The sequence below is a fragment of the Treponema sp. genome (genome assembly GCF_017430385.1).
Lineage (GTDB): Bacteria > Spirochaetota > Spirochaetia > Treponematales > Treponemataceae > Treponema_D.
The window spans coordinates 1-25768 of the sequence record NZ_JAFRNB010000101.1 but is presented as its reverse complement, the minus strand read 5'-3'; the positions used below and the strand labels follow the sequence as shown (position 1 = coordinate 25768).

Sequence of the window (25768 nt, the reverse complement as noted above, 5' to 3'; positions counted from 1 at the left end):
GAGCGCGAAGACGGGGGGCGCATGGCCGCCGGATGATGACGCGCGGGATTGGAGCGGCGCGCAGCGTGCCGCGGCGGCCATGCCGCGGGTGGAGGACCTGCCCGCAGCCGGAACGGACTGCCATGCAGAGCGGGGGGGCGTCCCTGCCCCGCGGGCTGGCCCCGGCATGGGCGGCGCGGCATGGAGCCGGATGGCGGAACCGCGCAAAGCCCGGAGCACGCGGGGTCGCGCCATATTAAAACTCAACCTCGCCAATCAGGAAAGTTCCTTTCACTTCATTCAGCTGGAGCGTTAGGACTTCCCGCTTTTGATTTTCACGGCCAAAGTTCGTGTAGACTTCGGCCTGGACTGTCACCGGCTGCAAAACTTTCTGCTGGTGATTTCCGTAATAGTTTGCTTCGATTTTGAGTTTTCCGCCCGGAGCTGTTTTTATGCAGAATTCTTCGGGGCCGTAGCCTTGCGTAAAGTCGCGGCTCATTCTTGCTCCGTTCCGGGTGATTCTGTTTCCGTAGAAACATTTTTCGCCGTCCTTGTCTGTAACCCACAAATCAATGTCACAGTCGTCAGTGTTCCATGTGAGAATGATTCTGACATCAACATCGAAATTCTGAATCAGTTTTTTGTCAAAGCCCGAAAGGTCAAGCTTGATTTTCTTTCGTTCACATTCTGCGATAATCGCGTTCATATCGTTAAGACAAATCTGCTGAACTTCATCAAACCGTCCGTCCCATTTTTTCTGGACAACTTTGTAAAGTGTTTCGCAGGCTTTCTGCTCATCACCAAAAAGATGGTAAGCCATTCCCAAATCGCGGTAGAACTGGGGAACTTCGCCTTTGAGAGCAACAAGCTTTTCAAAGACAGGAATTGCGAGAGCATAGTTTTTCCGCTCGACAAGTTTGTTCGCCAACGCACGAAGAATGTCCGTGTTTTCAAGTTCAAGCTCGGAAAGATTTGAAAGAATCCTAATCGACTCAGCCTCAAGGCCTTCCTCGGCAAAATAATCAGAAACTTCCATGTAGAAGGCCGGGGATGTGCCATAATTTTTTTTGAGCAAAAGATATTTCTGATACATTTGGGCAGTCTCACACTTTTTGAGAGCTGAAAGATACTCCGCATTTGGCGACCAAGCCTGAAGCTGGATTGAAGATGGTTTTGAAGCCGAAGGATTTTCTCTGACAGCAGATTTTGCCATCATCATTGGAGCAGCAGCACGAACTTCTGGATTGTAGCCCGTGCCAGTCCATTCATTAGGCACGGCTTGCTCACTTATATCCGAATAAACAAGTTCAGAATCTTCTTCCGCAAGGGAATCCAAAAAGACTTCGTTTCGTGATTCATTATTTCTGCTGAGGCTAAGCGGCCGTATAATTCCACCTTCCTTCTTTTTCTTTTCTTTCTGCTTTTTGAAATCCTCAAGGCTCGTATTCCACCATTTTTTGAAATCCTTGAAAGTTTTGTAAACAGATTCCGGGATTTTTCCGCTTTCTTCTGAATTTTGAGGCTTGAAAATCGAATTTCCTTGCCGAGCCACAATTTCTTCATATTCGGAATAAAGTTTTTCGTCATCTTTTGGAGGCACGATTCCGTATCGGGCATAATCGGTGGCAGTATCAAGCACAATCAGGGAAGTGTCTTTTGTGACGATTGAGAATTTCTTTGCGAGCGAGATGATTTCGTCTTTGTTCTTGTCGTAATTTTTTGAAAGAGAATCGATTTTTTGAGAAGCCCAAAGCCGCGCGACATTTTTGCTTTCGATTCCACCAACAGAACTGAGTTTTACGGTCACAGTTTCCTCGACATTGTTTCCATGCCCGAAATACAATTTGACTTCGGCATTTTTCTTTTTGAGAAGCCCGGAAAGCGTAAAGCAGCCCGAAACAACGCTTCCTTCTTCGGGATAGATTTCGCCGACAGCTTTTGAATCATATTCAGCACGAATCAGGCGGTAAGGCTCGCTTGTCATAAGAGAAAGTTTTTCTTGAACCGAAGATTTTCCAAGAGCCGAAAGATTCACATAAACGCCGCCATTTTTCTGTGCGAGAGAAGAAAGCCACGCGTGGTCAGCGGAAGCCGAAGAATTGATTGTATAGATTGAAGGTGATTTTTGATTTTTGGTGATTTTGCCCTTTTGAGCAGACTTAGGAACCGCACTCTCAGCAAGACCTTGTTTTCTTCCGTATGAATCATCCCAGTTCCCAAGACCGTCCGTAAAAAGAAGAATCTCGTCGCCGCCGAACTTTGCCCAGTCGAAGCCGAGATTTGTCGCGCCGTCGTATTCAAGATTTTTGATGAAATTTTCGAGCGATTTCAAATCTTTTTCGCCATTGATTTCAAAAACCTGCCCCGCAAGAACTTCATTTGCAAAGGGATAAACCGCGATTTTTGGAGCATCGAGTTTTTTGATGTAAGATTTTAGGAATTCAATTTCAGATTCAAGATTTCGTTTTTCGCCGCTGGAAGATACATCCCACCAGACCGTAAGATTTTTTGGGAGCGTTTTCGGGCGCGATGCGGCAGAAATTTGCCTTGCAGAATAGAAATAAGTGTCTTTTCCAATTGTCTCGGTGAAAATGCCTGCTTTGAAATTTGCAGGATTTTTTTCGATTCCCTGAACCGTGACCTGAATCTGACGAAGCCCCTTTGCCGGAATCGGGTAAATGCGGGTTTTGAAATTGTTGCCGCTCGTTTTTTCTATTAAGCCTGGGTCGATTCCCTGGCGGACAACAGCCTCGAAAACTTGGCGGCCTTTGTCCTTTTCGACGACAACGCCTTTTCGGAGCTTTCCGTTCACATCAATCGCATAGCCGATTACGGACTCGCCTTCTTCAAGCGGAAATTCAAGCTCACCTTCGAGAATCCGGTCACTCTGGTTTGCGACGATTAAATTTATCGAAGTAATCAAAATGTTTCCGAGCCGTTCAGTGGAAGATGAAGCAAGGGTAAGATTTACAGGATTGTTTTTTACATTCTCACCCGCAATTTTGATTTTGATATTTCGCTCAGAGAAAGCGAAGCTGCTTCCAAGAATTGAGATTACGGCGATAAAAGCCAGCCGTTTTGCGCATAAAATGAATCTGTTCATATAAATAAAATGATTGGCGAGGAAGAAAGTTTCAAAAATATCAGACGCGCCAGGCTATGGAGTGGTGGCGAAGCCAGTCTGGAGCGAAGCGGAAGACCGAGGGTACCGAGCCACGGAACAGCCGACCCGAACGCAAGTGAGGGAGACGCCCTATCGCACACATTTAAAAATCAAGCTATAATCGAAGAATGTCAAATTTTATCAATGAAAATACGCTTTTTGTTCTGGATTCTTACGGATTGATTTACCGCGAGTATTTTGCTTTTATTTCACGGCCGCTCACAAACTCACGCGGCGAAAATATTTCTGCGGTCTTTGGATTTTTCAGGAACCTGCTTACGATTTTAAAAACTTATTCGCCAAAATACATGGTCGCGGCGATGGACTCAAAAACGGCCACTTTCAGGCACGAGCTTTATGCCGAATACAAGGCGACCCGGCCAAAAACGCCGGAAGATTTGCATGCGCAGATTCCGTGGATTGAAGATATTCTGGAAACGCTTGGAATCCGCGTGATTCGTCGTGACGGCTACGAGGCTGACGATGTGATTGCGACTCTTGCCAAAAAAGCCGAGTCGGAAGGCAGAAACTGTGTCATTCTGAGCGCAGACAAGGACTTACAGCAACTTACAAATTCTCATATCCACTGCATGAAGCCGGATAAAACTCAGATTTGGGCGGAGCTTGATGAGGCTGGCGTTGAAAAAGACTGGGGAGTTCCGGCCACAAAACTGCTTGATTTGCTTTCTTTAATGGGAGACACGGCGGACAATGTTCCGGGCGTAAAGGGAGTCGGGCAGAAAACGGCGGTAAAACTTCTCACCGAATACGGCACTCTCGAAGGAATTTACGAGCACGCGGATGAAATCAAAGGAGCTTTGGGCGAAAAAATCCGAGGCGACCGAGAAAACGCATTCTTCTCAAAAAAATTGATTACGCTCTGTACAGAAGTTCCTGATTTGTGCGGAATTGGCGACTGCTGTACTACGAAGCTCAACTTTGCATCCGCGGCAGAAAAAATGTCGGCTCTCGAAATCCGTGCTATTGCAAGAGATTATCGTGCGGAAGCTGGAGGAAGTGCGGCAAATGCTTCAAATGCAGACGCTGATTTGGGAGATTTGTTCGCAGGTGCAAGCCCTTCAAAGAAAGAAAATGCCCCGAAAACTGCGGAACTTTCAGAAACTGGCTCTGACAGCCTGAGCCAAAGCATTGTTCCACTCAAGAATCAAGGAAATTACAAGGCGATTACCGATGCGGCAGAGCTTTCTTCATATATCGACAAAATTTTGGCGCAAGAGAATCCACTTTTTGCTTTCGACACTGAGACAGATTCTCTTAACACATTCGAGGCCAATCTTCTCGGATTCTCGCTTTCTTATGAAAAAGGAAGCGGAGTTTATGTTCCGATTGCAAGCGGCGGCGGAGATTTGTTTTCTGAGGAAGTCGGCGTTTCAAAAAAAGATGCTCTGGAAGAGATTCATAGGCTTTTTTACAGCCCGAAATGCACTATTATTCTCCACAACGCAAAATTTGACCTCAAAGTTCTGGACTCACAGGGCTTCATAAAAATTGAGGACTGGTGCGGCTGTCAGGATTGCAAAGAAAATGCCGCAACGGGAACTGTTGCCCGACTTGCAGACACGATGATTGCTCCGAACCAAAAATCCATCCATGGATTTTTGGATTCGCACGAGAATTTTCCGAAGGAAAATTCTCTCTCTGCTTTTACCCCGCCTCCTGCGAGGAACTGCGTTGCGAAAATTGCCGATACAATGATAGCTGCTTGGTTATTGGAGCCTGACCGAAGCGGAAAAACTGCTTACTCGCTCGAATACCTTTCGGAAACGATTCTTCACCTCAAAGGCACGGAATTTGACGAAATCGTTCCAAAAGGAAAAACTTTCGCCGATGTCGATTTGGAAACGGCGGCTTCATATTCAAGCGAGGACTCGGATTTTACTCTCCAGCTTTGGAATCACTTTGAGAGCCGCTTAAAAGAGGAAAATCTTTCCGAGCTTTTCTGGAACATGGAAATGAAAGTTTTGCCAATTCTTGCCCAAATGGAAGCAAACGGAATCCACATCGATTCAAATTACCTCAAAGATTACGCCGTCGAGCTTAAAAACCAGCTTTCTTCAATCGAAAAAGAAATTTTCTCGCTTGCGGGGCATGAGTTCAACATCGCTTCCCCGAAACAGCTTGGAACGGTTCTTTTTGAGGAGAAAAAACTTCCTGTCGGCAAAAAAACGAAGACCGGCTACTCTACGGACACGAGCGTCCTCGAAGAACTTTCGGAACTTGACCCGCTCCCGGCAAAAATCCTTGAATACAGGGCAAAAGCCAAGCTTCTTTCTACTTATGTCGAGACTTTGCCGGAGCAGGCTGACAGTGACGGCCGCATTCACACGAATTTCATGCAGACAGGAACCGCAACAGGCCGGCTTTCCTCAAAAGACCCTAATTTACAGAACATTCCTGTGCGCAGCGAAGAAGGCCGTCGAATCCGAACGGCTTTCACAGCCGAAAAAGGCACGGTTCTGATTTCCGCAGACTACGCGCAGATTGAGCTTGTTGTCCTTGCACACTTGAGCGGCGACAAAAACCTCTGCGATGCTTTCAACAACAATGTCGATGTCCACAAGTCAACGGCCAGCCTGATTTACGGAGTAGACATGAAGGATGTCACTCCGGAAATGCGAAGAAGCGCAAAAACCCTCAATTTCGGACTCATGTACGGAATGGGAGCCTTCTCGCTCGCAAAAGATTTGGGAATCGGCCGCGGCCAGGCAAAAGATTTCATCGAAAACTATTTTGCGGTCTATTCTGGCGTAAAAAAATTCTTTGACGAAAATGTATGCCATGCCGAAGAAACAGGCTTCATAAAGACAATCTTTGATCGCCGCCGAAAAATTCTTGCAATCAACAGTAAGAACAAAATGGAAAAAGAAGGCGCAATCCGGGTCGCAAAAAATTCTCCGATTCAGGGAAGTGCCGCCGACATCGTAAAAAAGGCGATGATTGATGTGGCTCAAGCCCTTAAAGCAACTCAAAGCAAGGCTCGGCTTCTTCTCCAGGTTCACGATGAGCTGATTTTTGAGTGCCCGGACGATGAAAACGCAATCTCGGACGCAATCGCACTTATCCGCGACAAAATGGAGCACGCCGTAAAGCTGTCCGTTCCGCTCCGAGTCTCAATCGAGCACGGCAAAAACTGGGGGTGCTTCCACTAAATGGAAAACGGAAAACGGAAAACGGAAAATTCAAGGGGGGAAGTCTCCCCCTCGGCTACAATGGCTTCGCCATTTCCGCCTACCCCTTCGCCTAGGGGCAAGCCCCTAAAACCCCAAATTATTTGTATCACCGGGCAGATGGCGGCAGGGAAAAATTTTATCTGCTCTCAGTTGGAAAAAGAAGGGTTTGTCTCTTTGGATTTGGACAAGACTGCTCACACCGCGATTTCTCTTTGCACGCCCCAGATTATTTCGGCATTTGGCGGCGAGGCGGAGAAGCGCGGGATTTCTCTCTTGAACTCCGACGGCTCTCTGAACAGGCGGGCGCTCGGTCAGATTGTTTTTTCAGCCCCGGAACTGCTCGCACGACAGGAATCCATCGTTTATCCCAAAATTATTGAGCTTACAAAGCAATTCATTGAAAAAAACAGCGGGAAAAGCGTGATTCTGAACGCTACGGTGCTTTTTAAAACCCCTGAGCTTCTTTCAAAATGCGAAAAAATTGTCTTCGTAAAGGCAAATCCCCTCAAAAGGCTCATCCGGGCAAAAAAACGCGACAAAATGCCGCTCAAGCAGATTCTCGCACGGTTCAAAAATCAGAAAAATCTTCTCAAAGAATACATGTGCGCCGCAGAAAAATTAAACATTCCTGTAGAGATTGTCAGAAACTAGTGAAATACCGGCGACACATGGAGCTCAGGCGGCTCTGGCATCCCAACAGGCTGGACAACGCAGGACGCACAGCAAATACGCTGATGATACGCCCGTAAAATTCACAAGCAGACCTTACATCTATTTACAGGAGGTTCTTTATGAAAGAACTATACAAATAGGGGAGTATTTATAGTACTCATTTCCCTTCTTTCCCTTATAAGTGCCTGCAGCGTTCATGGTAGCGGTGAAATTGTCAACACACCAGATTCTGCTTCCTACACCGTAACCATTGCAAGCGGCATTGAACACGGAACCGTGACCGCAAATCCCGCAAGCGCCACAAAAGGCACAAGCGTTACGCTCACGGCAACGCCAGAAACAGGCTATAAGCTTAAAACTCTTACTGTAACAAAAGCGGCAGGCGGAGAAGTAACGACAATGCCAGATAACAACACCCCAACAAAATACAAGTTCACGATGCCAGAAAGCAATGTGAATGTGTCTGCGGTATTTGAACATGCTTCAAAAAACATACCGCTTACCCTTGAAGCAATTGCGGCTGGCTCAATTACAATAACCAATCCATGGTCTACACTTAAATTTACTAAAAATGGTGGAGAACTTACTTCATGTGGTGGCGCAGCGGAACATGATATAATTGTTGAGGCAAATGACATAATTTGCTTCTATGCGGAAAGTTCTGGAAATTCAGCAAATTACGGTACCAAAAATATGGAAATTTCTTGCACGGCAGACTGCTATGTGTACGGCAACATTATGAGCCTAGTCACGCTTGAAACAGGAGCCACCAGCGCAAGCCAATGGAATCCAGAGGAAACGACTCTGACGACGGGATATGCATTTAACAGGCTGTTTTGGCAGAACTCCCATATAAAGAATCATGCTACCAAGACGCTCTACCTGCCAGCAGCAACGCTTACAGAGAGCTGTTACTCCAATATGTTCACTGAATGTACAATCCTCAGCTATATCAAGTGTCTTGCAACTAATATTTCTGCAGAAAGCTGCACCACAATCTGGGTAAGAAGCGTTGCAACAAGCGGCACCTTCGTAAGACCTGCCAGCACGACAGGCTGGACAACCGGCGAACACGGCATCCCGTCTGGCTGGACTACAGAGGACGCACAGTAGCTCTTCGGTTTAAGTCCAAGCGGAGCTTGCGTGAGGGATAGTAGCAGCGGCGACAGCCGTTCGTGCGAGTTTGCAAAGCAAACTCGTGAAGCAACCGTAAGGTTGCGACGAATGGAGCGCTCTGAGCGCGGAACTGCGGATAGCCCGACCCCGCCGCAAGGCGGGGGCACGCCCATTTTTTTGTTTTTCCTAAACATTTTTCCTAAAAATCCGATACTGAATCTATAGGAATGAAAACTTCCGAGGGGATTTTTATGGAACAGAAAAAAACTTTATGGATTGTCGCGGCGACTGGAATTTTTCTTCTTGTTGTTGTTGGCGCAGCTTTAATTCTTTATTCACCTTCTTTGAATCAGTCTTCCGGCGCAAAATCTGGATTGCAGGCTGGCTTTGATCCGACTACTGGCTGGATTAGTTCTACAAAACAGGGGGCAACTCCGGTTCCAGAAAGCTCTCTCTCTTTCAACACTGAGACTTCTGCACCAAACGAGACTGCGGCTCTCACTCCTTCTCCATTCACTTCAATTGACAATAATTCTGAGTCACAGAAAACTGCCCAGAATTCTGACAATGCTCTTCATGCGGACAAGCTCACTGTAATTGCTGACAATACTACTGTTTATTCAAACGAGACTACAACAATCGACTTGAACTCGCTCAAAGCAACTCCGAACAACGGAAACGGAATCATCGCAAAGAACGAGATGACAGCAAATCAGATTAACACGAACCGCCAGACTGAGCCAAAAACTTCTTACGAAGAGCCAGTTGCTGAAAATTATTACACTCCGGCTCCTGTAACTAAGGCTGCTCCTGAAAAACAGGCTCCGAAATCGACTGCGACTGCAACTGCAAAAGCGGCTCCAAAATCAACCGCTAAGGCTTCAAGCTCAACTGCCGTTGCAAAAGCTCCGGCTCCAAAAGCTTCTACTGCAAAGAAAGTTGCGGCTGCGGCTAAAAAAACTCCTGATTCATTCTGGGTTCAGGCTGCGGCTTACACAAGCAAGAGAAATGCTGACGAAGCAAGAACGACTCTCGAATCAAACAAGATTCCGAGCGAGGTGTTCACTTTCACTGATTCAAACGGCAAGACTTTCTACCGCGTTCGAGTCGGTCCGTACATCACAAAGAGCGAAGCTGAATACTGGCAGACAAGAATCGCAATGATTGACAAGTTTGCTTCTGCAAAAAGCGTGATTGTAAACACATCGATTAACTAGTATTTAAAAATAATAAGATAAATCCTCCTTGAAAAAGCTGGTTGGAGTTTGAAGGTTCAGATTTCAGCCGGCTTTTTTTTATTTTTTAGATTGAATGTCGAATTTTTTTTGATTTTTCCAAGTTTTTTTGACTTTTTTTCCATTTTCTTCCGTTTGCGTTGCCAAAAATCAACTTTTTTTTGCTATTAATATGCATGAAAATATCATGTAGATTTTTGGGGATTTTATCCTTTGGGCGCAGATTGATTTTCTGCATTTTGCCGGCTTTGGTCTGGAGTGCCGCATGGAGCCTCCGTGCCGAAGAATTTTTTAATTTTGCGGAATTCAAGGCGGCGACGGCTTTTACGATTCCGCGGGATGAAACTGAGAAAGAAAAGGCTGTTTCGGGAAATGCGGGATTGCGGCTTTCGTTCAGGGATGCGGATTTTCGGGGATATGTGTCTCTGCCGAAAACTGAACTGAAACAGATTGACGAGGCAGAAGATTTTTCAGAAAAACTCGATTTGCTTGACGAGCCGAGACTTGGCGTAGGGCTTTATCTTTTCAAAAAGACTTTTCCGACGGCGATAAAAATCGGGCACAATTCTTTCTCAAAGTCAGTTGCGCGCATGAAAAATCCGGCTCCGGCTGCTACGGCGAATCCGCTTGCAAAATCATTCGCGTTCTCGACAGGATTTGGGGCGGCTCTCCCGACGCTTACTTCAAGCAGGCAGCCTGTTTCATATTCGATTTGTGCCAGAACGGACGAAAAGATTTTCCCGGTTCAGTTTGGTGCGGAAGGATTTTTTAACGAGGACAAAGAATGTGCCGGCTGTTTTTCGGCAAAAAAAGACTTGGGAAGGAGCGTTTTTGTTCAGGCGGTGCTTTCTATAGGCCGCTTTTATATAGAAGAAAACTTAAAAATTTTAAAGAAAAACAATGCTGATTTTAAGGCGGATTTTTTTAATGTTTGGCTTTCGGAATTCTGCCTGCACTCGCCTTTTTTGAAGCTCAATTTTCATTCAGGAATTCATGAAAATCCATATCAAGTGAATCCTTTTTGGTTCAAGATTGACGGACGGACGAGTTTCCGGGCCTTGCTCGTGAATTTTTCATATTTTGCGATTCCGACCACAAAAGATTCTCCGAAAGTCGCGCCGCTGATTGGCTCTTCCGGAATTACGAGGACTGTCGAGCAGGCAAGCGTGAATCCACAGATTTTATTTTTGTTTGATGACAGAAATGCTTCGTCGCTCAGGCTTGGTTTTGCGGTTTTGGAAAACTGGAAGGTCACGGCAACGAACACGCCTGTGCAGCTGAATCTGGCGAAGGTGCGGGCTGCGGCAAGCTATGAGAGCAGATTTTTTGATTTAAGGCTCGACTGGACACACGCGAACATTCTGCTTGATGGCGAGCCGCCGACAAATTCAGCGCGGCCGGAAGAATATTATTCTTACGCGGCAAGTTCTTCGCTGGCAGGAAAAGCGGCAAAAATTTCGCTTTCGGGGAGCTACACCAATTATCCGCCTCTGACGGGAAAAGCCATGCTGAAGGAAGTTTATTCCGCAAGCGCAAAAATTGCAGTTCCAAAAGCAAACCTGACTGGCCAGGCTGGAGTGGATTTGACGATGAAAGACGGGCAAAGACACGCAGGGGAAATTAATGCGGGGGTAAGCTATTGTTTGAAGAGGAAATATTTTCGCTCTTCGATGAAAATTGCCGTAATCGTGCCGTTTTAGCAGGCGTTGCGGGCGGCGATTGAGCCCGCAGAAGGGGTAGCGGAAAACGCGAGCGGTTGGAGCTAGGGGGAGACTTCCCCCTCAAAAACTATTGAACAAGGCTCGATTTTTCTATATACTTTTATAATTCTACAAATATTTGGAAATTCTTTTTTGAGAGGTAAACAATATGGCTTTTGATATTACTAAAGTACGTAATATCGGTATCAGTGCCCACATTGACTCTGGTAAGACTACCACATCAGAACGCATCTTGTTCTATTGTAACAAGATTCATGCGATTCACGAAGTTCGTGGTAAGGACGGTGTTGGTGCTGTAATGGACAACATGGAATTGGAGCGCGAGCGCGGTATCACAATTCAGTCAGCAGCTACACAGGTTCAGTGGAAGGACATCACTATCAACCTTATCGACACACCGGGACACGTAGACTTCACAGTCGAAGTTGAACGCTCACTCCGCGTTCTTGACGGTGCTATCATGATTCTTTGTGCTGTTGCAGGTGTTCAGTCTCAGTCTATTACTGTTGACCGCCAGCTCAAACGCTATCATGTACCTCGAATCGCATTCGTAAACAAATGTGACCGCCAGGGTGCAAACCCAATCCGCGTATGCCATCAGCTCCGCGACAAACTCGGTCTCAATTCACACATGATGGAACTTCCAATCGGTCTTGAGGACAAACTTGAAGGCGTTGTTGACTTGGTAGGCATGAAAGCTATCTATTTCGACGGCGACAACGGTGAGAATGTCCGCGTTGCAGAAATCCCTGCAAACATGAAGGACGACGCTGCAAAATACCGCGCAGAACTTTTGGACGCTATCTCTAACTTCGACGACGAGCTCATGGAGATTCTTCTTGAGGAAAAAGAGCCAACAGAAGAGCAGATCATCAAGGCTGTTCGCAAAGGAACTTTGGCAGAGCAGTTCGTTGGTGTATTCTGTGGTTCAGCTCATGTCAACAAAGGTATTCAGCCACTTCTCGACGGTGTTGAGCGATACCTTCCTAACCCAACAGAAGTTCACAACTATGGTCTTGACCTCGACAAAAACGAGGAGCAGGTTGAATTGTTCAACGTTCCAGACAAGCCATGTGTTGCACTTGCATTCAAACTTGATGACGGTCAGTTCGGTCAGCTCACATACATCCGTATCTATCAGGGACGCTTGCCAAAAGGCGCAGAGCTTACAAACGTCCGCACAAAGAAGAGATTCAAGGTCGGTCGTCTTGTCCGCATGAACTCTGCTGCAATGGAAGATATTTCAGTCGGCGAACCAGGCGACATTTGTGCTTTGTTCGGTGTTGACTGTGCTTCTGGCGATACATTCTGTGGCGAAGGAATCAACGTTGCTATGACTTCAATGTTCGTTCCAACACCAGTTATCTCACAGGCTGTTAAACCAAAAGACAAATCAATGGCAGCTAACTTTGCTAAAGCTCTCAACCGCTTTACAAAAGAGGATCCGACATTCCAGACAGAGCTTGATCCAGAGTCTAACGAGACAATCATCAAGGGTATGGGTGAGCTTCACCTTGCCGTTTACGTTGAGCGAATGAAGCGTGAGTACAAATGTGAGGTTGAAGTAACTCCACCAAAAGTAGCTTACCGCGAGTCTATCACAACACAGGCTTCGTTCAACTACACACACAAAAAGCAGACTGGTGGTTCTGGTCAGTACGGTCGTGTTGCCGGATTCATGGAGCCATTGGCAGACAAAGACTACGAGTTCGTAGACGCAATCAAGGGTGGTGCTATTCCTAACGAATACATTCCATCTTGTGATAAAGGTTTCAGACGCGCAATGGAAAAAGGTTCCCTCATCGGAGCTCCTGTTGTTGGTATCAAATGTACAATCAACGATGGTCAGTACCACCCAGTTGACTCTTCTGATATCGCATTCCAGACTGCAGCTATTGGTGCATTCCGCGAAGCTTACGAGAAGGCAAAGCCAGTTATCCTTGAGCCAATCATGAAGGTTTCTATCGAAGGACCTACAGAATTCCAGGGTAACATGTTCGGTCTTATCAACCAGCGCCGTGGTGTAATTCTTGAGTCTACTGATGAGAACAACATGTCTGTAGTTAACGCTGAAGTTCCACTTTCAGAAATGTTCGGATTCTCTACAATCTTGCGTTCTTCAACACAGGGTAAAGCAGAATTCACAATGGAATTCTTGAAATACGGACGCGTTCCAAACAATGTTGCTGATGAGCTCATCAAGAAATATCAGGAAGAGCGAAAAGCAGCACAAAAGTAATTAAAGCAGTCTTAGGACAACTTAATTAATTTTGCTTTCAAAGGCGAAAGGGAAACTGAAAAATCAGTTTCCCTTTTTTTTAAAGTCGTGTTATAATATATTAAAGAGAGTTTAAAACTAAGGAGGCATGATAAAATCTAGTCCAACGTAATTTATCACGTCCAGTTTTTTGCCGTTGGCAGAAACTTTCGAATCAGTTGCCCCCATGCAACATCTTTCTAAAACAGATTTTATAGGAGTTAATTATGGTTAAACAGGATCTTTACGACAAGAGCACAATTCGTCTTTTTGACGCAGCAACAGAAGGTGGCTTGAAGGCTGGCGAAATCGGCCTCGTAACATCAAAGAAGGGCTTGGGAAAAACTTCCGTTCTCGTTCAGTTCGGTATGGATACACTTTTGCAGGACAAACAGCTCGTACATGTAACATTTGACCTTCACTCTTCAAATGTTATCTCTTGGTACGACGGAATCTTCACAGAGCTTGCAAAAAAGAAGAATGTCGGAAACGCAGCAGAGCTTAAGGAGTCAATCGTTTCAAAACGAACAGTCCTTAACTTCTCTCTCGACAACTTCTCTCTTTCAAAAGTTGTGAACACACTCAACGCTCTCAAAGCAGGCGGAATCGCAGTTGCAGGAGTTATCCTCGACGGAATCGACTTCGCAAAAGTCTCTGAGGACGACATCAAGGCTGTCTCTGAGTACGCAAAGAAAGAGAATGTAACAGTTTGGGGCGCATCTACAGCAGAGGGCGACAAGCTCACTGATTCTGTTCCTGCAAACCTCGAAGGCTACTTCTCAGCAGTCGTTCACTTGAACCAGAAGTCAGATGCAGTTGCAGTTGATGTTCTCAAAATCCACGACAAAAAGAATGTTGAGGCTGGACTCAAGCTCGACACTAAGACATTGTTGATTACAAAGGCTTAGAACTAAAAATACATCCTTGTATTTTTAGTTCTTACGAGAAAATTCTGTTCACCTAAAGGCAAACACGGCAAATATCGTTGACTTTGCCGTTTGAATTTTCTCTCTTTGCTCATTCCCCACATCCATGTGGGGCAACCCGCGCTTCGTTGAGGTGCGGGATTTTTTTACGAAACGCCGAAAATATTTATTACAACTCGCCGAAAATATTTATTGATAAAAACAACGATTGCCCTTAATCACGCTTCACTTTATCCCTGTTTGTGTAATAATATGCAATGCCGGATTTTTTGTTTTTTACTAGATATTCCTGCGCGACAAGATTTTCAAGGATTATTTTTCGGAAATATGATGAATCGGCAAGACCGAGAAAAGCCGCAATCTCGCCTGCTTTCCGTGATTTTTCATAACAGAACGAAAGGATTTTCTCATCATGCTCGGAAGCATTTTTTGGTGGAAAATAGTCAATTGCCACCAGAGAGCCGTCCTGCACTCCACCTGCGAAAGTTAAATCCGGAAGTACGAGCGTAAAATGGTCGGATTTTGAGATTATGTAAGGTTTGTGTGCCTCATCCACATCGGCATAAGCCTGCATGATTTTGTCAAAGCCCGTTCCTGCGGCTTCCATGACATTGCACTTCACGAGCACGGCACAAATCAGTTCGTTCCGCCGTTTGGAAATCACATTTGATAGATCATAAGTTTTGCCAAATTTTTCTCCCTGATAAAAACTGCCCGGCGAAGTAATTTCAAGTCTGTCTTTGAACATATCAAGCTGAATCTGAGTGCCGTCCAAGTAATAATCCCTATGAGCAATTGAATTTATGATTCCTTCAAACAAGGCGCGCTCAGGGTAAGCATCAATATTCTCGCGGGAATCATCGAGCTTTACAAAGCTGTGGTTCATTCGCTGATTCGCAAATTCCTGCATGAAAGCAATCGAGTCCGTGAGATTTCCGTTGAAACGGTTGATTGTTACAACGCGATCACTGCCTTTGTTAAATCCGGCAAACACAGAACATTGGACTTCGGTCTTTGAACCGTTATATTTGTCTGAGAAAAGAAAAGCTCCGTTTTTGAGCATGTTATCTTTTGTGAAAAATCCGAGCGAAAGAAGAGCCTTGTTAGTCAACTCACCTTCCGGGTTGTGGAGTTTGAAAAAAGCGTGCAATTTTGAAAAATCTTCCCGGTTATAAGGCTCTTCCGTATCCTGCACATCAAACTGAGCTTTTTGACTTCGCAAGCTCATCTCAATTATTTCTTCATAAGTCGCACCATTCGTAAAGCCATCACGACGCATATATATAGAAGGAACATTCTTAAATTTGACAATTACAGGCTTAAGATTAGACTCAGCGACATCAATACGAATTATAAAAAGTTCTTTGCCGTTGTTTTCATAGCTCAAAAAAGAGATTTTAATTGCCGGACGAGGAAAAAGATGCTCATTCACCTGATTGTTGAAAAAATTGCGTTCGTTGTCAGCATCAGTTTGAGAGAATCCAATTAGTTTGTGAGTTTTATCCTCTACACCGACAAAAAAAGAACCGCCGGAACAATTTGAAAACCCTGCGATTGTTTTAAGCCACCCTTCAACTTTGTCACGGCTCAAGCGAGATTTACATTCCAGATTAAAAGATTCGAGTTTTGGCACCACGGCGATATCATTTAGAGTCATTTTTCCCCCTTGAAGCACTTCAATAAACTTCAATATACGATTGAAGTTACTTCAAACGCACTTCAATCGTACTTCAAACGCACTTCAATGTCAACTTCAAACGCACTTCAAATGCACTTCAATCCAGTTCAATCGCTTTTGAAGTTGGCGAACAGGGCATTTTTCTACCATATTGTAAAAAATCCGAAATAAGAATAAAATCTTCTATTATATTAGATTATTGGGGTGGTTTTAATTTTCTCGGCCATCCCTGAAAATTCGAGGAATCATAATGAAATTAACTTGTGGTATCGTTGGACTTCCAAATGTCGGAAAGTCTACTATTTTTTCTGCTTTGACAAAATCTCCGGCACCTGCTGAGAATTACCCTTTCTGTACTATTGATCCAAATGTTGGTGTTGTTGAGCTTCCAGATGAACGCCTTGATTTTATGGCAAGCGTTTTCCAGCCAAAAAAGAAAATTGCCGCAACAGTTGACTTCGTTGATATTGCGGGCTTGATTAAGGGTGCGTCAAAAGGTGAAGGACTGGGCAACCAGTTCCTTGCAAACATCCGCGAAACAAGCGTAATCGCTCACGTTGTACGATGCTTTGATAATCCTGACATCCAGCACGTTCGTGAAGATGCCAAAACAGACGCTTCAATTGATCCTGAGAGCGATATTCTTACTATTAACTATGAACTTTGTCAGGCAGACATCGACACGATTACAAAACGAGAGGACAAAGTTACCCGCCAGATTCGTGCAATGGGAAAAGCCGAAGAAAAGAAATTCGCCGGCTACCGAAGCGCAGTCGATAAAATCTTGCCTTTGCTCCAGGACGGAAAATGTGCCCGCCAGGCTGATTTAACAGAAGAAGAAATGGAAGGAATTTACGACCTTCATCTTCTCACAATTAAACCACAGCTTTTCGTGTGCAACATTGATGAGGACACAATCGCTAAGGGCACAAATAAATATGTCGAGCAGGTTAAAAAAATTGCAGCAGAGGAAAAGAGTGAAGTCATCGTAATTTGTGGTAAATTCGAGGCAGACCTTGCCGACATCAAAGACGAGGCAGACCGCAAGGACTTCATGGAGAGCGTCGGGCTCAAAGAAAGCGGTCTTACAGTTTTGGCTCGCGCAGCTTATCATCTCATGGGATTGCGAACATTCTTCACAGGTGGCCCGGATGAATGCCGTGCATGGACAATTCACGAAGGCGACAAAGCTCCACAGGCAGCTGGTGTTATCCATACAGACTTTGAGAAAGGCTTCATCAAGGCCGAAGTTTACTCTGTAGAAGATTTGCGCCAGTACGGAACCGAAGCTGAAATCAAAGCTCACGGAAAATACCGCCAGGAAGGCAAGGACTACGTCGTTCAGGACGGAGACTGTATTTTCTTTAAATTCAATGTCTAACAAAGACTAGCGTTAGGGATTGTAAGGGCGGCATCTGCCGTTGCGTAATGATGTAGCGCAGCGAAAGAATGAAGCAATGAAGCGGTAGCGTAACCCTGAAAAGCCCGACCGCCGAAAGGCGGTAACGCCATTCGTTCTTGGCGTTATTTGAACGCCATAAAATCTTAAATCTCAAGCGTGCCGATTACAGTTGAGTCTTTTTCTGATTCGGTTGATTTTTCAGTATTTTTCTTTTCAGAATCTTTTTTGCCAGTCTTTTTCGCTTTTGGGGCAACCATAAATCCGAACATTGAGCCGCACAAACCACCTGCAATGTGGGCAACCGTTGAAATATTCTCTGCTTTTGGGGCGTTAATCAATTCACGGCCGAGATAAATCGCGACCACAAAAATAAAAGTCAGCGGAATCACATTTTTATCGAGAGTTGTGATTGAAGCAAGAATTATCAGCATGAAAACAACACCGCTGGCACCGAGCAAAGGCCGGGGAATAAGGCAGACATTTATGACGCCCGTGACAAAGGCCGTAACGACAAACATCAGCAAAACCATTTTTGAGCCGTAACGTTCTTCCATGAGAGGACCGAGCAGCAAAATGAAAGCAAAGTTGCCTAAAAGATGGTTCCAGTCGGTGTGCCCGAGAATATGAAGAAAAAGTCTGAAATAATCGAGCCCGCTCTTGTAATTGAAACCGCCGTTTGAGCCGATTCGGCCTGGAGCTGTGAAAATCGCGGGAATCAAGTGTTTTCCGAGCAAAAAATCATTCAGCAAAAGGATTACGACGCACATGATTGCGAAGGTCAGAGTTACCGGGGCATTATAAGTGACACGAAACTTTTTTTTCATATTGAGATTATCGGCAAAATAAAAGGGTAAGGAAAGACGATTTAACACAGATTTAACATACAATTTTCTATTTCTGTTGAGAGGGGGCGGGAAATCAGATATACTAGCTTTCATGGTAAACTTAAAATGGCTGGTGCTTGCTCTTGCTGTGGCGATGTATGCGCTTGTAATTGCAAAGCAGGACAAAAAGGTAATTTTTACGAGCGTTGCGGCGCTTTTGGTGATTGGGCTTGGGATTGCTTTTCCTGGGGCAATTTTTACAAGCGGAAGCGGGCGATTTTACGCGCTCACACATGCTTTTTCATCTCTCGTCAACTGGAACGTGCTCATGATTTACGTGGGCAGCATGACGATTGCGGCTCTTTTTCTGTATTCGAAGGTCCCTGCAAAGATTGCGGATTTTCTGGTTAAGGTCAGCCCTTCCACAGGCCTTGCGATTGTTCTTATTCTCGCAATGACTGGAATTATTTCGATTTTCGTTGAGAATGTTGCGACTGTGCTCGTAATGGCTCCGATTGCGCTTTCACTCTGCAAAAAACTCAAGATGAATCCGACTATGTTCATGGTCGGACTTGCCGTAATGTCAAATCTTGAAGGAACTGCAACTTTGGTTGGAGACCCGCCGAGCATGATTTTTGCAAGTTATGCGGGCTACACTTTCAACGACTTCTTTGTTCATGCGGGCCGGCTCTCGATTTTCTTCATCGTACAGAGCGGTTTGCTTGCGGGCTGTATTTTCTTCTACGCCGTGTTCGCGCGCCTCAAAGAAAAAACTGAAGTTGAGGGCGAGCCGGTGATTTCTGTCGTTCCGGCAATACTTCTGCTCGGCTTGATTTTTGGTCTGGCAGCAATTTCTTTTATTCCGAATGAAGTGCCATTCCTTTCCGGCGGTTTTGTGATGGTTCTGGGCTTAGCAGGCATTCTCTGGTACATTTTCTCGCAGAAAAAAACAGGCAGCGAGACCTGGGAACTTGTCAAAGGCCTGGACTGGGAAACAATCGCATTCTTGATTGGAATTTTCGTCGTGGTCGGAGCAATCAGTGAAACCGGCTTGCTCAAAGATTTTGCAGATTTCCTTGCGCGAATCACTGGCGGAAGCAAATTTGCGGGCTTTATCCTGATTCTTGCAGTTTCTATTTTCATTTCAGGCTTCGTTGACAATGTTCCTTACATCATCGTAATGCTCCCTGTTGCCGGCAATATGGCAGAAAGCATGGGAATCAACCGCGAGCTATTCCTTTTCACGCTTTTGATTGGATCTTGTTTGGGCGGAAACCTCACTCCTTTCGGTGCGAGCGCGAATGTCGTTGCAATGGGCATCGTAAAAAAAGAAGGCCACCCGATGAGCTTTGCAAAATGGCTCAAACTGGGCGGCACTTTCACACTGATTACAACCGCGGCGGCTGCAGCAGTCCTTTGGCTTCTCTGGGCTTAAACTTAAGCGTCCAAACTGAATACGGCTCCGGGCTGTGGGGCAGCACCTGCAAGCCCGTAGCCGGTTGCCTGAGCGACCTGAATATTTGTCTGAATTTTCGTCTGCGTGCTCTGGATAAGCGCGTCGAGCTGTGAATCACTCATTTTTTCGACTTTTGCATCAAGCTGAGGCTTGCTTTTCATCGAAATAAGCTGATTCAAAAGCGAATTAAGAATCTGGATTTTAGAAATTGAAACGCCCTTCTGATTCGGCTTTGCGGCCACTCCAGTAACATGATCAAAATGAGCGTAAATGACATTCTGCTGAGCGACAGGAACATAAAGCTTTCCGTGTCCCCCATTAGAAACTACCCCCGAATAATTAAAACTGCTTGCGTTTAATGAAACTCCATTTACCATAATCGCACCTCGCTTTTCCCACCTACTTTTATTTGTTTAAATTATCGGAAAATGCGAGGAAGAGATTAGAAAAAAAATAAGGGGAGAAGTCTCTCCTAATGAGCGGCACTGAGAAGCAGTGTAAAAACTCACAAGGTGAGTTTTTAGCGAATCTCCCGAAGAGCTATGCTCGTAGGGCGAGTCCGCACTTCGTTGCGTCGTCCCCCACTCTGCGGGGGCACCACGCAACGCCCCGTTAATTGAATTGATTTCGCCAGGCCGCGATTCGCTCTTCAACGGATTTAATTGCCGTCTCGTTGTCGGTATTTGTGGCTTCAGAAAGATACGGAATAATCACGCGCTCTTTAAGACTTTCCCAACGCGCAGGAAGAGGAAGCGGCGCAACTAAAGCAGATTCGGACGGCATTTTTCCAAGCAGGGTTTTGTAGAAGCTAGGAAAAACGCGCTCATTCACACTTTTAATAGAAGAAAAACCACTGCAAATTCCGAAAGTCTGGGTGTCAAGGTTCATTCTCATGGCACGCTCAAGAAGATTGCGCTGAGTGCTTTCGGTGAAGAACCAGTTTATGAACTCGTATGCAGCACTTGCATTTTTTGTCTTACGATAAAGGCCGAGACTGGTCATGTCATCGTTCACGAAGATTTTTTCATCTTTTCCGAGCCAATGAAACGCAATATTCTCAGTCTGTCCGCTGGAAATATTAAAAAAATCATTGCTTTTGATATAGGCAAAAAGACAACGATCGGAATTTATGAGCTTGTGGGCAGGTGCGTAAAGATATTTGAAAGAAAAGTCCTGCTCAGCCGAAGTGCCGCCGTTTTTGTCACGGGACCAGTTTTTGATGTAGTCAATTGTTGAATTGAGGGAATCAGAGTTCCAGGAGAAGACATTTCCTTTTTCAGTGAACTCGATTCCGTTCATTTTTGCTACATGGAAGATAAAATTCGCATCCCAGGAAGGAGCATAGCCCATTTTTACGAAGACATCATGCTCCGATTTTTGATTAAAAAGCCCCGCTGAGTCACGGATTGTATCGGAATCAACAAGCATATCCTCCTGAATCAAATCATAATTTTTCTGCGAGAAAATCATTGTCGGAAGATTGAAGCTCACAGGAATCAGGTATTGCCGGCCGTTGAATTTGCCATATTCAAGCAGCGGCTCATAAATTGAAGCAGGATTTATCTGACTACGATTAAAAACGCGGTTAAGGGAAGCAAAATTCTTTTTGATGCGGGAATTCCGCAAAAACGAGCCGATTACAAGGTCAGGATTTTGCTCATCCTTCGCAGGAGGCAGAGCCGAGGCAAGCTTTTCTTTATAAACGACCACGGCCTTAGCCTTGTTCTGCGCGACATTGAAAAACTCGACATAAGAAACGATTTCCGGCCGGTCAGTCCAGATTACGACTGGGGAAGAATTGCCGCAAGAAAGAAAACTGAAAACGGAAAGTGGAAAGAGGAAAATGAAAATATTTTTGATTGCAAAACGAAATATTTTTTTCAATTTTGGATATCCTTTTTATTGGGGAAAATTATAACATAAAAAGCTGGTGTATCATAGAGTGTAAAAATCTTGAAAAAACTGCACTTTTAGGCGTTTAAAATAGTGAAAAAACTGCACTATTTTGCTTTTAAAATCTTGAAAAAAGTGCACTAAAAAGATAGGTTCATTTCATTTGGGGAAAATCTATCGAATACTTACTGACAAATAAAAACTTCTATAATAAAATAAAGGTGAGGTAAGAAAATGCCATTACTGAGTGAATTTAACGGAATAAAAATTTATGTCTATTGGAACGACCATATGCCACCGCACTTTCATGCTGAGTACAATGGGGCAGACATTCTTGTAGATATAAACTCAGTTTCTGTTCTAAAAGGGGTATTTCCAGCAAATAAACTCAAACTGATTTTGGCATGGGCGGAAATTCACAAATCTGAACTTTTAGACAGATGGGAAAAGGCAAAAAATAATAAAATGCCTGAAAAAATCAAACCTTTGGAGTAGTCTATGGAAGTTGTACAGGTTTACCCACAGGACAATTACGATGTCGTTCTTTATTTTGTTGACGGAAAAATCAAAAAATACAATGTTTCTCACCTTGTCGGGCAGGGGGTTTTTAAGTGCCTCGAAGATATTGATTTTTATAAAAATAATTGCACCGTGCTGAATCATACTCTGGCATGGACACTCGATGGCAAATACGATTCTTCAAATTGCTTAGATCTGGATCCTTATGTTCTCTATAATGAAGGAATCGAAATAGCCGACCCCTTACAGGAAATTGCGTAAGGGAGGGGGGCTTACCGTGGTTCCGTGCTTTCGCACTCCATTGCGGGCAAGCCCGCAACGGCTTCGCCGCCACTACAATCCCTAAGCCGAGGAGAAATCACTGAAAATTAGTCAAAAATTTCTATGATTTATCATCACTAGGATATTTTTTCAGCAGTTCGGGATTAATATCATAAGGCGTAATTCCTTTTGCATTTTTCCAACCGACATATCCATCTTTTTCTATCACCTCATCATCTTCTTTTTGACAATAGTTTTTTTCAAGATTTTTTATAATTCGTACTTTTTCAAGTTCACTTAGTTTTTCATAAATTTCAAATTGATTTTCAACATTAACATTCATTCGACGCTTTAAATCGCTTACAAGAACTTTTTGCTGATGCTGCAAAACAGTTTCCTCGCTTTTAATCTCATCATCTAATTTACAATCTGCCATATTTTCTCCACACACAAAAATTAACTCTCCCCGACACCCCGCCATGCCAAATGGCACGGCGGATTTTGTTGTTACTGGTCTTTTGCCCACTCGTTGTATTCATCGATTGACATAATAGGTAATTCAACTTTCAATTTTCCACCCCCATAAGATGTTAGTTCTATAGGTTTGACTAAAAGTTCTCCATCATCAGGTATTTTTGATAATGATATTCCCCCAATGTAACATTTTTTGAACGGTTCATCATTAAAGTACATTTTTTGAGATTTTAAATTATCAATGGAAATATCTCTCTGTTCTAATCCCCATGCATCATCAGGAACTCTTTTTTCGGTAATACAATACCCAGTTTCATCAAATAAGCCAATTTTCAATTGATAAACTAAAGAAGAAAGAGTATTAGGAACACAATCACCCATACGGCGTACCCAAAGACGATTAGTATTCTGAGGATTACTTTTAATTTTGTCCCATTCATCATGAATTTTTTTTGCAACAAAAAGAGTTTTTCTATTTGGTATAATTTTTATACCAGGCATAATCGAAAGTGATATGCTATCTCCACTCGAATCTAATTTACTCTCAACTTGTGAAAAATCATAGACAATTATAAATGCATTCGCATAACAATAGTTATAAAAATCAGTCCTTATCTTTTTCCATTTTGCTTCCTGCTGTTTCTCATATTCTGCCTGCGCCTTCAGATTTGCAATCGCATCTCCTGAAACAGTGCCGTTCGTTCCTAAAATGCTATCGATTCCAATACTAGCCTCTTTTTTTGTCGCTCCGTTTTCTTGTGCTTCCGCATAGAATGCAAGTGCTTCAATCAGATTGTCTGCTTTTTCTGCGGCGGCACCTTTTGCAAGCGATTTTGTTGCGTTCAAGGATTTTTTATCGGTCTTAGCAAGCTGAGCTTTTTCTTTTTCAGACAATCCAATTCCAAGACCGTCGAGCAATTCTGTGATAATTGCACGAATAGTTGTTCCATCCTCAATTTCTTTTGAACCAGCCCTGTCGTTGTAAGCAGCCTTGATTTCATTCGTAGTGATGTCTATCGCACGGAAGTTCAGTTCATACGAAGACGAAAGTGCCGTGATTGAACCAAAGACAGAATACTGTGCGTTTGTCATCTGCCCAAGCTGAACAGCATTTTCTTCGGTGTAAAAGCCAGTCTCACCAAGTTCCTGTTCTGCTTTTGTCAAATCTTCGTTGGCACGGTCAAGGACAGTCATTTTTGAATATTTCGCAAGATTTCCCGTGATTGAATCCTGAAAGAACTGTGGCATCCAGCTTTCAGCTTTTCCGCCATTTCGTACTTCCGGGGCTGTGACGGCAATCACAAGACCTGCACCTTTGTATAAATTTTTGTCTGATTTCGTTTCTTTTACAGATGATGATTTTTCTGTCGTTGGAGCAGCCTCACTTACTTCTGCAGTTGAGCCGCATGAGGACAAAAAAATCATCATCATAGAAAATAATGTGACGATGATTTTTTTCATTTTATTCTCCTAGTTGAACAAGATTGCTGCTGCAAGAGCCTCGGCATCAGCCCATTCTTTGTCTGCACCAGTTACAGTTGCCGCAGCCTGATAAACCGGACTTCCTGAAAGATAGGCTGCTTTTGTCGCATCTGCTACAGCTTCCGTCTTTTTTACGCTGGCATCAGCTGCAATTTTTGTGCGTTCTGTCTTTGCGTTCTGCATGATTTTTGCAAGTTCCTGCTCTGCGGCGGCTTTCTGCTGTGCCGGTGCAAGTGAAGCCTGAACATCAGCCATCTGTTTATTGATTTCAGCTTTCTGTTTTGCTTCTTCCTGACTCATAACAGTCGGGAATCGGGCATCATGCATCATCTCGCTTACCAAACCTTTAACAAAATCTTGTTCAGGGCTGAGCTCGTCAGCAACGCCACCCAAAACCTGTTTGACATATTTCGCAGTTGTCTGCGCCCATGTATTTGCTGGAATCTGGTAAATCTGATAAACAATATAGCTTGTCTTTTTCTCACCAGAAACAGGGTCAACTTCAACAACCTGCTGCCAATATTCTGTTGCTTTCTGATGTCCTGTTATCTCTGCATTTGACTGAGTTTTTGTGACTTCCTCAATCGCCTGTCGGGTTGCATCACTCAAATTGCCAGAGCGAGCTTGTTCTGCCGCATAAACATTGACTGATTGCTGAAGTTCTCGTGCAATTGTTCGGGCATAAGCCATATCAGCACGCATTGTTGCAGAGCGAACATCCGCACCAGTTCCAGTTGAACGACGGTAAACATCGCCGTCCTTCTTTTTGAAAGCAGCAATATACGCAGAAAAGTCACCACGAACGGCAGAAGCAAGCCAAGCCGGGGTCGCTTCCATTCCAAGAGTTCGTCCATCCCAGTCAACAACGACAGTCTCTTTTCCCGCAACAGTTACGCCAGAGTTTGACGCAGGCTTTGTACTCACATTTGAAGCCACATTACTTGTACTTCCGCAGCTTGTCGCCATAATTGCTGCAATCGCAGCAAATCCAATCAAAATTTTTTTCATATTTTCCTCCAAAATATTTTATGCCTTTAAAAGGCTAATTCGCTTTGTAAAGATTTCTGAATCTCTCCTGCAACTGCAGAAAAAGCCCGTTGTTTTGCAACAGATTCATTCTTTGCCCCTATTTTTTTAAGCTGCCTGCTTACCGAATAAATCACTTCGCCAGCCTTTTCAATTTGAATCGTAAAAGATGGCGTGAAGAATGTTCCAGCAGGGAGAGTTTGTGTGTTCTCAGAGATTTCTACAGAACAAAGATATTCTGCGTTTTCATTTAGAGTTTTTATTCCAATTTTTGAGAAAGTTCCTTTGACGGCTTTTGAAATCCGATCCTCGTAATCCGAAGAAACTTTTACAGAAACAGAAGAACTTTTTGCTATTTTTCGGATTGCAGCCTCAATGTCAGAGATTTTGTTACGAGTTCCACCATATTTTTCAGCACGGTCAGGATTCAAAATCATTGCAAAATCTAGTTTTTTAATCAGTTCGCTTTGTTTTGCTTCTTTTGAAGCCCTCG

The 25768-nt window shown here is 44.2% G+C and carries 20 protein-coding genes; 11 read left to right on the top strand and 9 right to left on the bottom strand.

Annotation, left to right across the window (positions count from 1 at the left end; all coding sequences use genetic code 11):
• Positions 1-235: 235 nt before the first annotated feature.
• The gene (locus IJJ71_RS07030) at positions 236-3082 is read right to left on the bottom strand and encodes a VIT domain-containing protein (RefSeq protein WP_296846119.1); all 2847 of its coding nucleotides are present in this window, start codon (positions 3080-3082) and stop codon (positions 236-238) included.
• Positions 3083-3270: 188 nt separating this feature from the next.
• Between IJJ71_RS07030 and polA the strand changes: the two genes are divergently transcribed.
• From polA to IJJ71_RS06995, 7 genes are all read left to right on the top strand, one after another.
• Entirely contained in the window at positions 3271-6312 is a 3042-nt protein-coding gene (gene polA, locus IJJ71_RS07025; RefSeq protein ID WP_296846118.1) for a DNA polymerase I, read from the top strand.
• On the top strand, positions 6313-6984 hold the full coding sequence (gene coaE, locus IJJ71_RS07020; protein WP_367113228.1) for a dephospho-CoA kinase: 672 nt from the start codon (positions 6313-6315) through the stop codon (positions 6982-6984).
• Positions 6985-7155: 171 nt separating this feature from the next.
• Complete coding sequence (locus IJJ71_RS07015) at positions 7156-8118, top strand: InlB B-repeat-containing protein (RefSeq protein WP_367113229.1); 963 nt, start codon at positions 7156-7158, stop codon at positions 8116-8118.
• A 254-nt stretch (positions 8119-8372) separates the two neighbouring features.
• The gene (locus IJJ71_RS07010) at positions 8373-9338 is read left to right on the top strand and encodes an SPOR domain-containing protein (RefSeq protein WP_296846117.1); all 966 of its coding nucleotides are present in this window, start codon (positions 8373-8375) and stop codon (positions 9336-9338) included.
• Positions 9339-9580: 242 nt separating this feature from the next.
• Positions 9581-11056: a hypothetical protein gene (locus IJJ71_RS07005; protein WP_296846116.1), complete on the top strand. Its 1476-nt coding sequence runs from the start codon at positions 9581-9583 to the stop codon at positions 11054-11056.
• 169 nt (positions 11057-11225) lie between these two features.
• Complete coding sequence (gene fusA, locus IJJ71_RS07000) at positions 11226-13316, top strand: elongation factor G (RefSeq protein WP_296846115.1); 2091 nt, start codon at positions 11226-11228, stop codon at positions 13314-13316.
• A gap of 245 nt (positions 13317-13561) precedes the next feature.
• Positions 13562-14242 carry a P-loop NTPase family protein gene (locus IJJ71_RS06995; protein WP_296846114.1) on the top strand — a complete coding sequence of 227 codons (681 nt, stop codon included), beginning with the start codon at positions 13562-13564 and terminating at the stop codon, positions 14240-14242.
• 232 nt (positions 14243-14474) lie between these two features.
• On the opposite strand, the gene IJJ71_RS06990 is transcribed toward IJJ71_RS06995, so the two are convergent.
• A complete protein-coding gene (locus tag IJJ71_RS06990) occupies positions 14475-15917 on the bottom strand; it encodes an ATP-binding protein (RefSeq protein ID WP_296846113.1) in 1443 nt (480 codons plus the stop codon).
• Between the two features lie 271 nt (positions 15918-16188).
• On the opposite strand from IJJ71_RS06990, the gene ychF reads away from it, so the two are divergent.
• Positions 16189-17319, top strand: coding sequence for a redox-regulated ATPase YchF (gene ychF / locus IJJ71_RS06985; RefSeq protein WP_296846112.1), 1131 nt, complete (start codon positions 16189-16191; stop codon positions 17317-17319).
• A gap of 164 nt (positions 17320-17483) precedes the next feature.
• Here the strand turns inward: ychF and IJJ71_RS06980 are convergent, their stop codons facing one another.
• Positions 17484-18164, bottom strand: coding sequence for a rhomboid family intramembrane serine protease (locus IJJ71_RS06980; RefSeq protein WP_296846111.1), 681 nt, complete (start codon positions 18162-18164; stop codon positions 17484-17486).
• A 112-nt stretch (positions 18165-18276) separates the two neighbouring features.
• On the opposite strand from IJJ71_RS06980, the gene IJJ71_RS06975 reads away from it, so the two are divergent.
• Positions 18277-19599, top strand: coding sequence for an ArsB/NhaD family transporter (locus IJJ71_RS06975; RefSeq protein WP_296846110.1), 1323 nt, complete (start codon positions 18277-18279; stop codon positions 19597-19599).
• A gap of 2 nt (positions 19600-19601) precedes the next feature.
• Here the strand turns inward: IJJ71_RS06975 and IJJ71_RS06970 are convergent, their stop codons facing one another.
• Both IJJ71_RS06970 and IJJ71_RS06965 read right to left on the bottom strand, forming a co-directional pair.
• Positions 19602-19997, bottom strand: a complete 396-nt coding sequence (locus IJJ71_RS06970) for a hypothetical protein (RefSeq protein WP_296846109.1) — start codon at positions 19995-19997, stop codon at positions 19602-19604.
• A gap of 235 nt (positions 19998-20232) precedes the next feature.
• Positions 20233-21504, bottom strand: coding sequence for a hypothetical protein (locus tag IJJ71_RS06965; RefSeq protein ID WP_296846108.1), 1272 nt, complete (start codon positions 21502-21504; stop codon positions 20233-20235).
• 243 nt (positions 21505-21747) lie between these two features.
• On the opposite strand from IJJ71_RS06965, the gene IJJ71_RS06960 reads away from it, so the two are divergent.
• Both IJJ71_RS06960 and IJJ71_RS06955 read left to right on the top strand, forming a co-directional pair.
• Positions 21748-22008: a DUF4160 domain-containing protein gene (locus tag IJJ71_RS06960; RefSeq protein ID WP_296846107.1), complete on the top strand. Its 261-nt coding sequence runs from the start codon at positions 21748-21750 to the stop codon at positions 22006-22008.
• Positions 22009-22011: 3 nt separating this feature from the next.
• Positions 22012-22293, top strand: a complete 282-nt coding sequence (locus IJJ71_RS06955; RefSeq protein WP_296846106.1) for a DUF2442 domain-containing protein — start codon at positions 22012-22014, stop codon at positions 22291-22293.
• Positions 22294-22414: 121 nt separating this feature from the next.
• Here the strand turns inward: IJJ71_RS06955 and IJJ71_RS06950 are convergent, their stop codons facing one another.
• The 4 genes from IJJ71_RS06950 to IJJ71_RS06935 all read right to left on the bottom strand — a co-directional run.
• Positions 22415-22729, bottom strand: coding sequence for a hypothetical protein (locus tag IJJ71_RS06950; protein WP_296846105.1), 315 nt, complete (start codon positions 22727-22729; stop codon positions 22415-22417).
• Positions 22730-22800: 71 nt separating this feature from the next.
• Entirely contained in the window at positions 22801-24228 is a 1428-nt protein-coding gene (locus IJJ71_RS06945; RefSeq protein WP_296846104.1) for a CsgG/HfaB family protein, read from the bottom strand.
• A gap of 9 nt (positions 24229-24237) precedes the next feature.
• Positions 24238-25257, bottom strand: coding sequence for a hypothetical protein (locus IJJ71_RS06940; RefSeq protein ID WP_296846103.1), 1020 nt, complete (start codon positions 25255-25257; stop codon positions 24238-24240).
• A gap of 26 nt (positions 25258-25283) precedes the next feature.
• Positions 25284-25768: hypothetical protein (locus tag IJJ71_RS06935; protein ID WP_296846102.1), on the bottom strand; the 485-nt coding region annotated here is incomplete at its 5' end.

Excerpts from the sequence above, each read along its gene's own strand:
- ychF (WP_296846112.1), top strand. The coding sequence starts at position 16,189 with ATGAAATTAACTTGTGGTATCGTTGGACTTCCAAATGTCGGAAAGTCT.
- IJJ71_RS06955 (WP_296846106.1), top strand. The coding sequence starts at position 22,012 with ATGGAAGTTGTACAGGTTTACCCACAGGACAATTACGATGTCGTTCTT.
- IJJ71_RS06950 (WP_296846105.1), bottom strand. The coding sequence starts at position 22,729 with ATGGCAGATTGTAAATTAGATGATGAGATTAAAAGCGAGGAAACTGTT.
- IJJ71_RS06995 (WP_296846114.1), top strand. The coding sequence starts at position 13,562 with ATGGTTAAACAGGATCTTTACGACAAGAGCACAATTCGTCTTTTTGAC.
- IJJ71_RS06990 (WP_296846113.1), bottom strand. The coding sequence starts at position 15,917 with ATGACTCTAAATGATATCGCCGTGGTGCCAAAACTCGAATCTTTTAAT.
- polA (WP_296846118.1), top strand. The coding sequence starts at position 3,271 with ATGTCAAATTTTATCAATGAAAATACGCTTTTTGTTCTGGATTCTTAC.
- IJJ71_RS06980 (WP_296846111.1), bottom strand. The coding sequence starts at position 18,164 with ATGAAAAAAAAGTTTCGTGTCACTTATAATGCCCCGGTAACTCTGACC.
- IJJ71_RS06940 (WP_296846103.1), bottom strand. The coding sequence starts at position 25,257 with ATGAAAAAAATTTTGATTGGATTTGCTGCGATTGCAGCAATTATGGCG.
- IJJ71_RS06970 (WP_296846109.1), bottom strand. The coding sequence starts at position 19,997 with ATGGTAAATGGAGTTTCATTAAACGCAAGCAGTTTTAATTATTCGGGG.
- IJJ71_RS06960 (WP_296846107.1), top strand. The coding sequence starts at position 21,748 with ATGCCATTACTGAGTGAATTTAACGGAATAAAAATTTATGTCTATTGG.
- IJJ71_RS06945 (WP_296846104.1), bottom strand. The coding sequence starts at position 24,228 with ATGAAAAAAATCATCGTCACATTATTTTCTATGATGATGATTTTTTTG.
- IJJ71_RS07030 (WP_296846119.1), bottom strand. The coding sequence starts at position 3,082 with ATGAACAGATTCATTTTATGCGCAAAACGGCTGGCTTTTATCGCCGTA.
- fusA (WP_296846115.1), top strand. The coding sequence starts at position 11,226 with ATGGCTTTTGATATTACTAAAGTACGTAATATCGGTATCAGTGCCCAC.
- coaE (WP_367113228.1), top strand. The coding sequence starts at position 6,313 with ATGGAAAACGGAAAACGGAAAACGGAAAATTCAAGGGGGGAAGTCTCC.
- IJJ71_RS07010 (WP_296846117.1), top strand. The coding sequence starts at position 8,373 with ATGGAACAGAAAAAAACTTTATGGATTGTCGCGGCGACTGGAATTTTT.
- IJJ71_RS06975 (WP_296846110.1), top strand. The coding sequence starts at position 18,277 with ATGGTAAACTTAAAATGGCTGGTGCTTGCTCTTGCTGTGGCGATGTAT.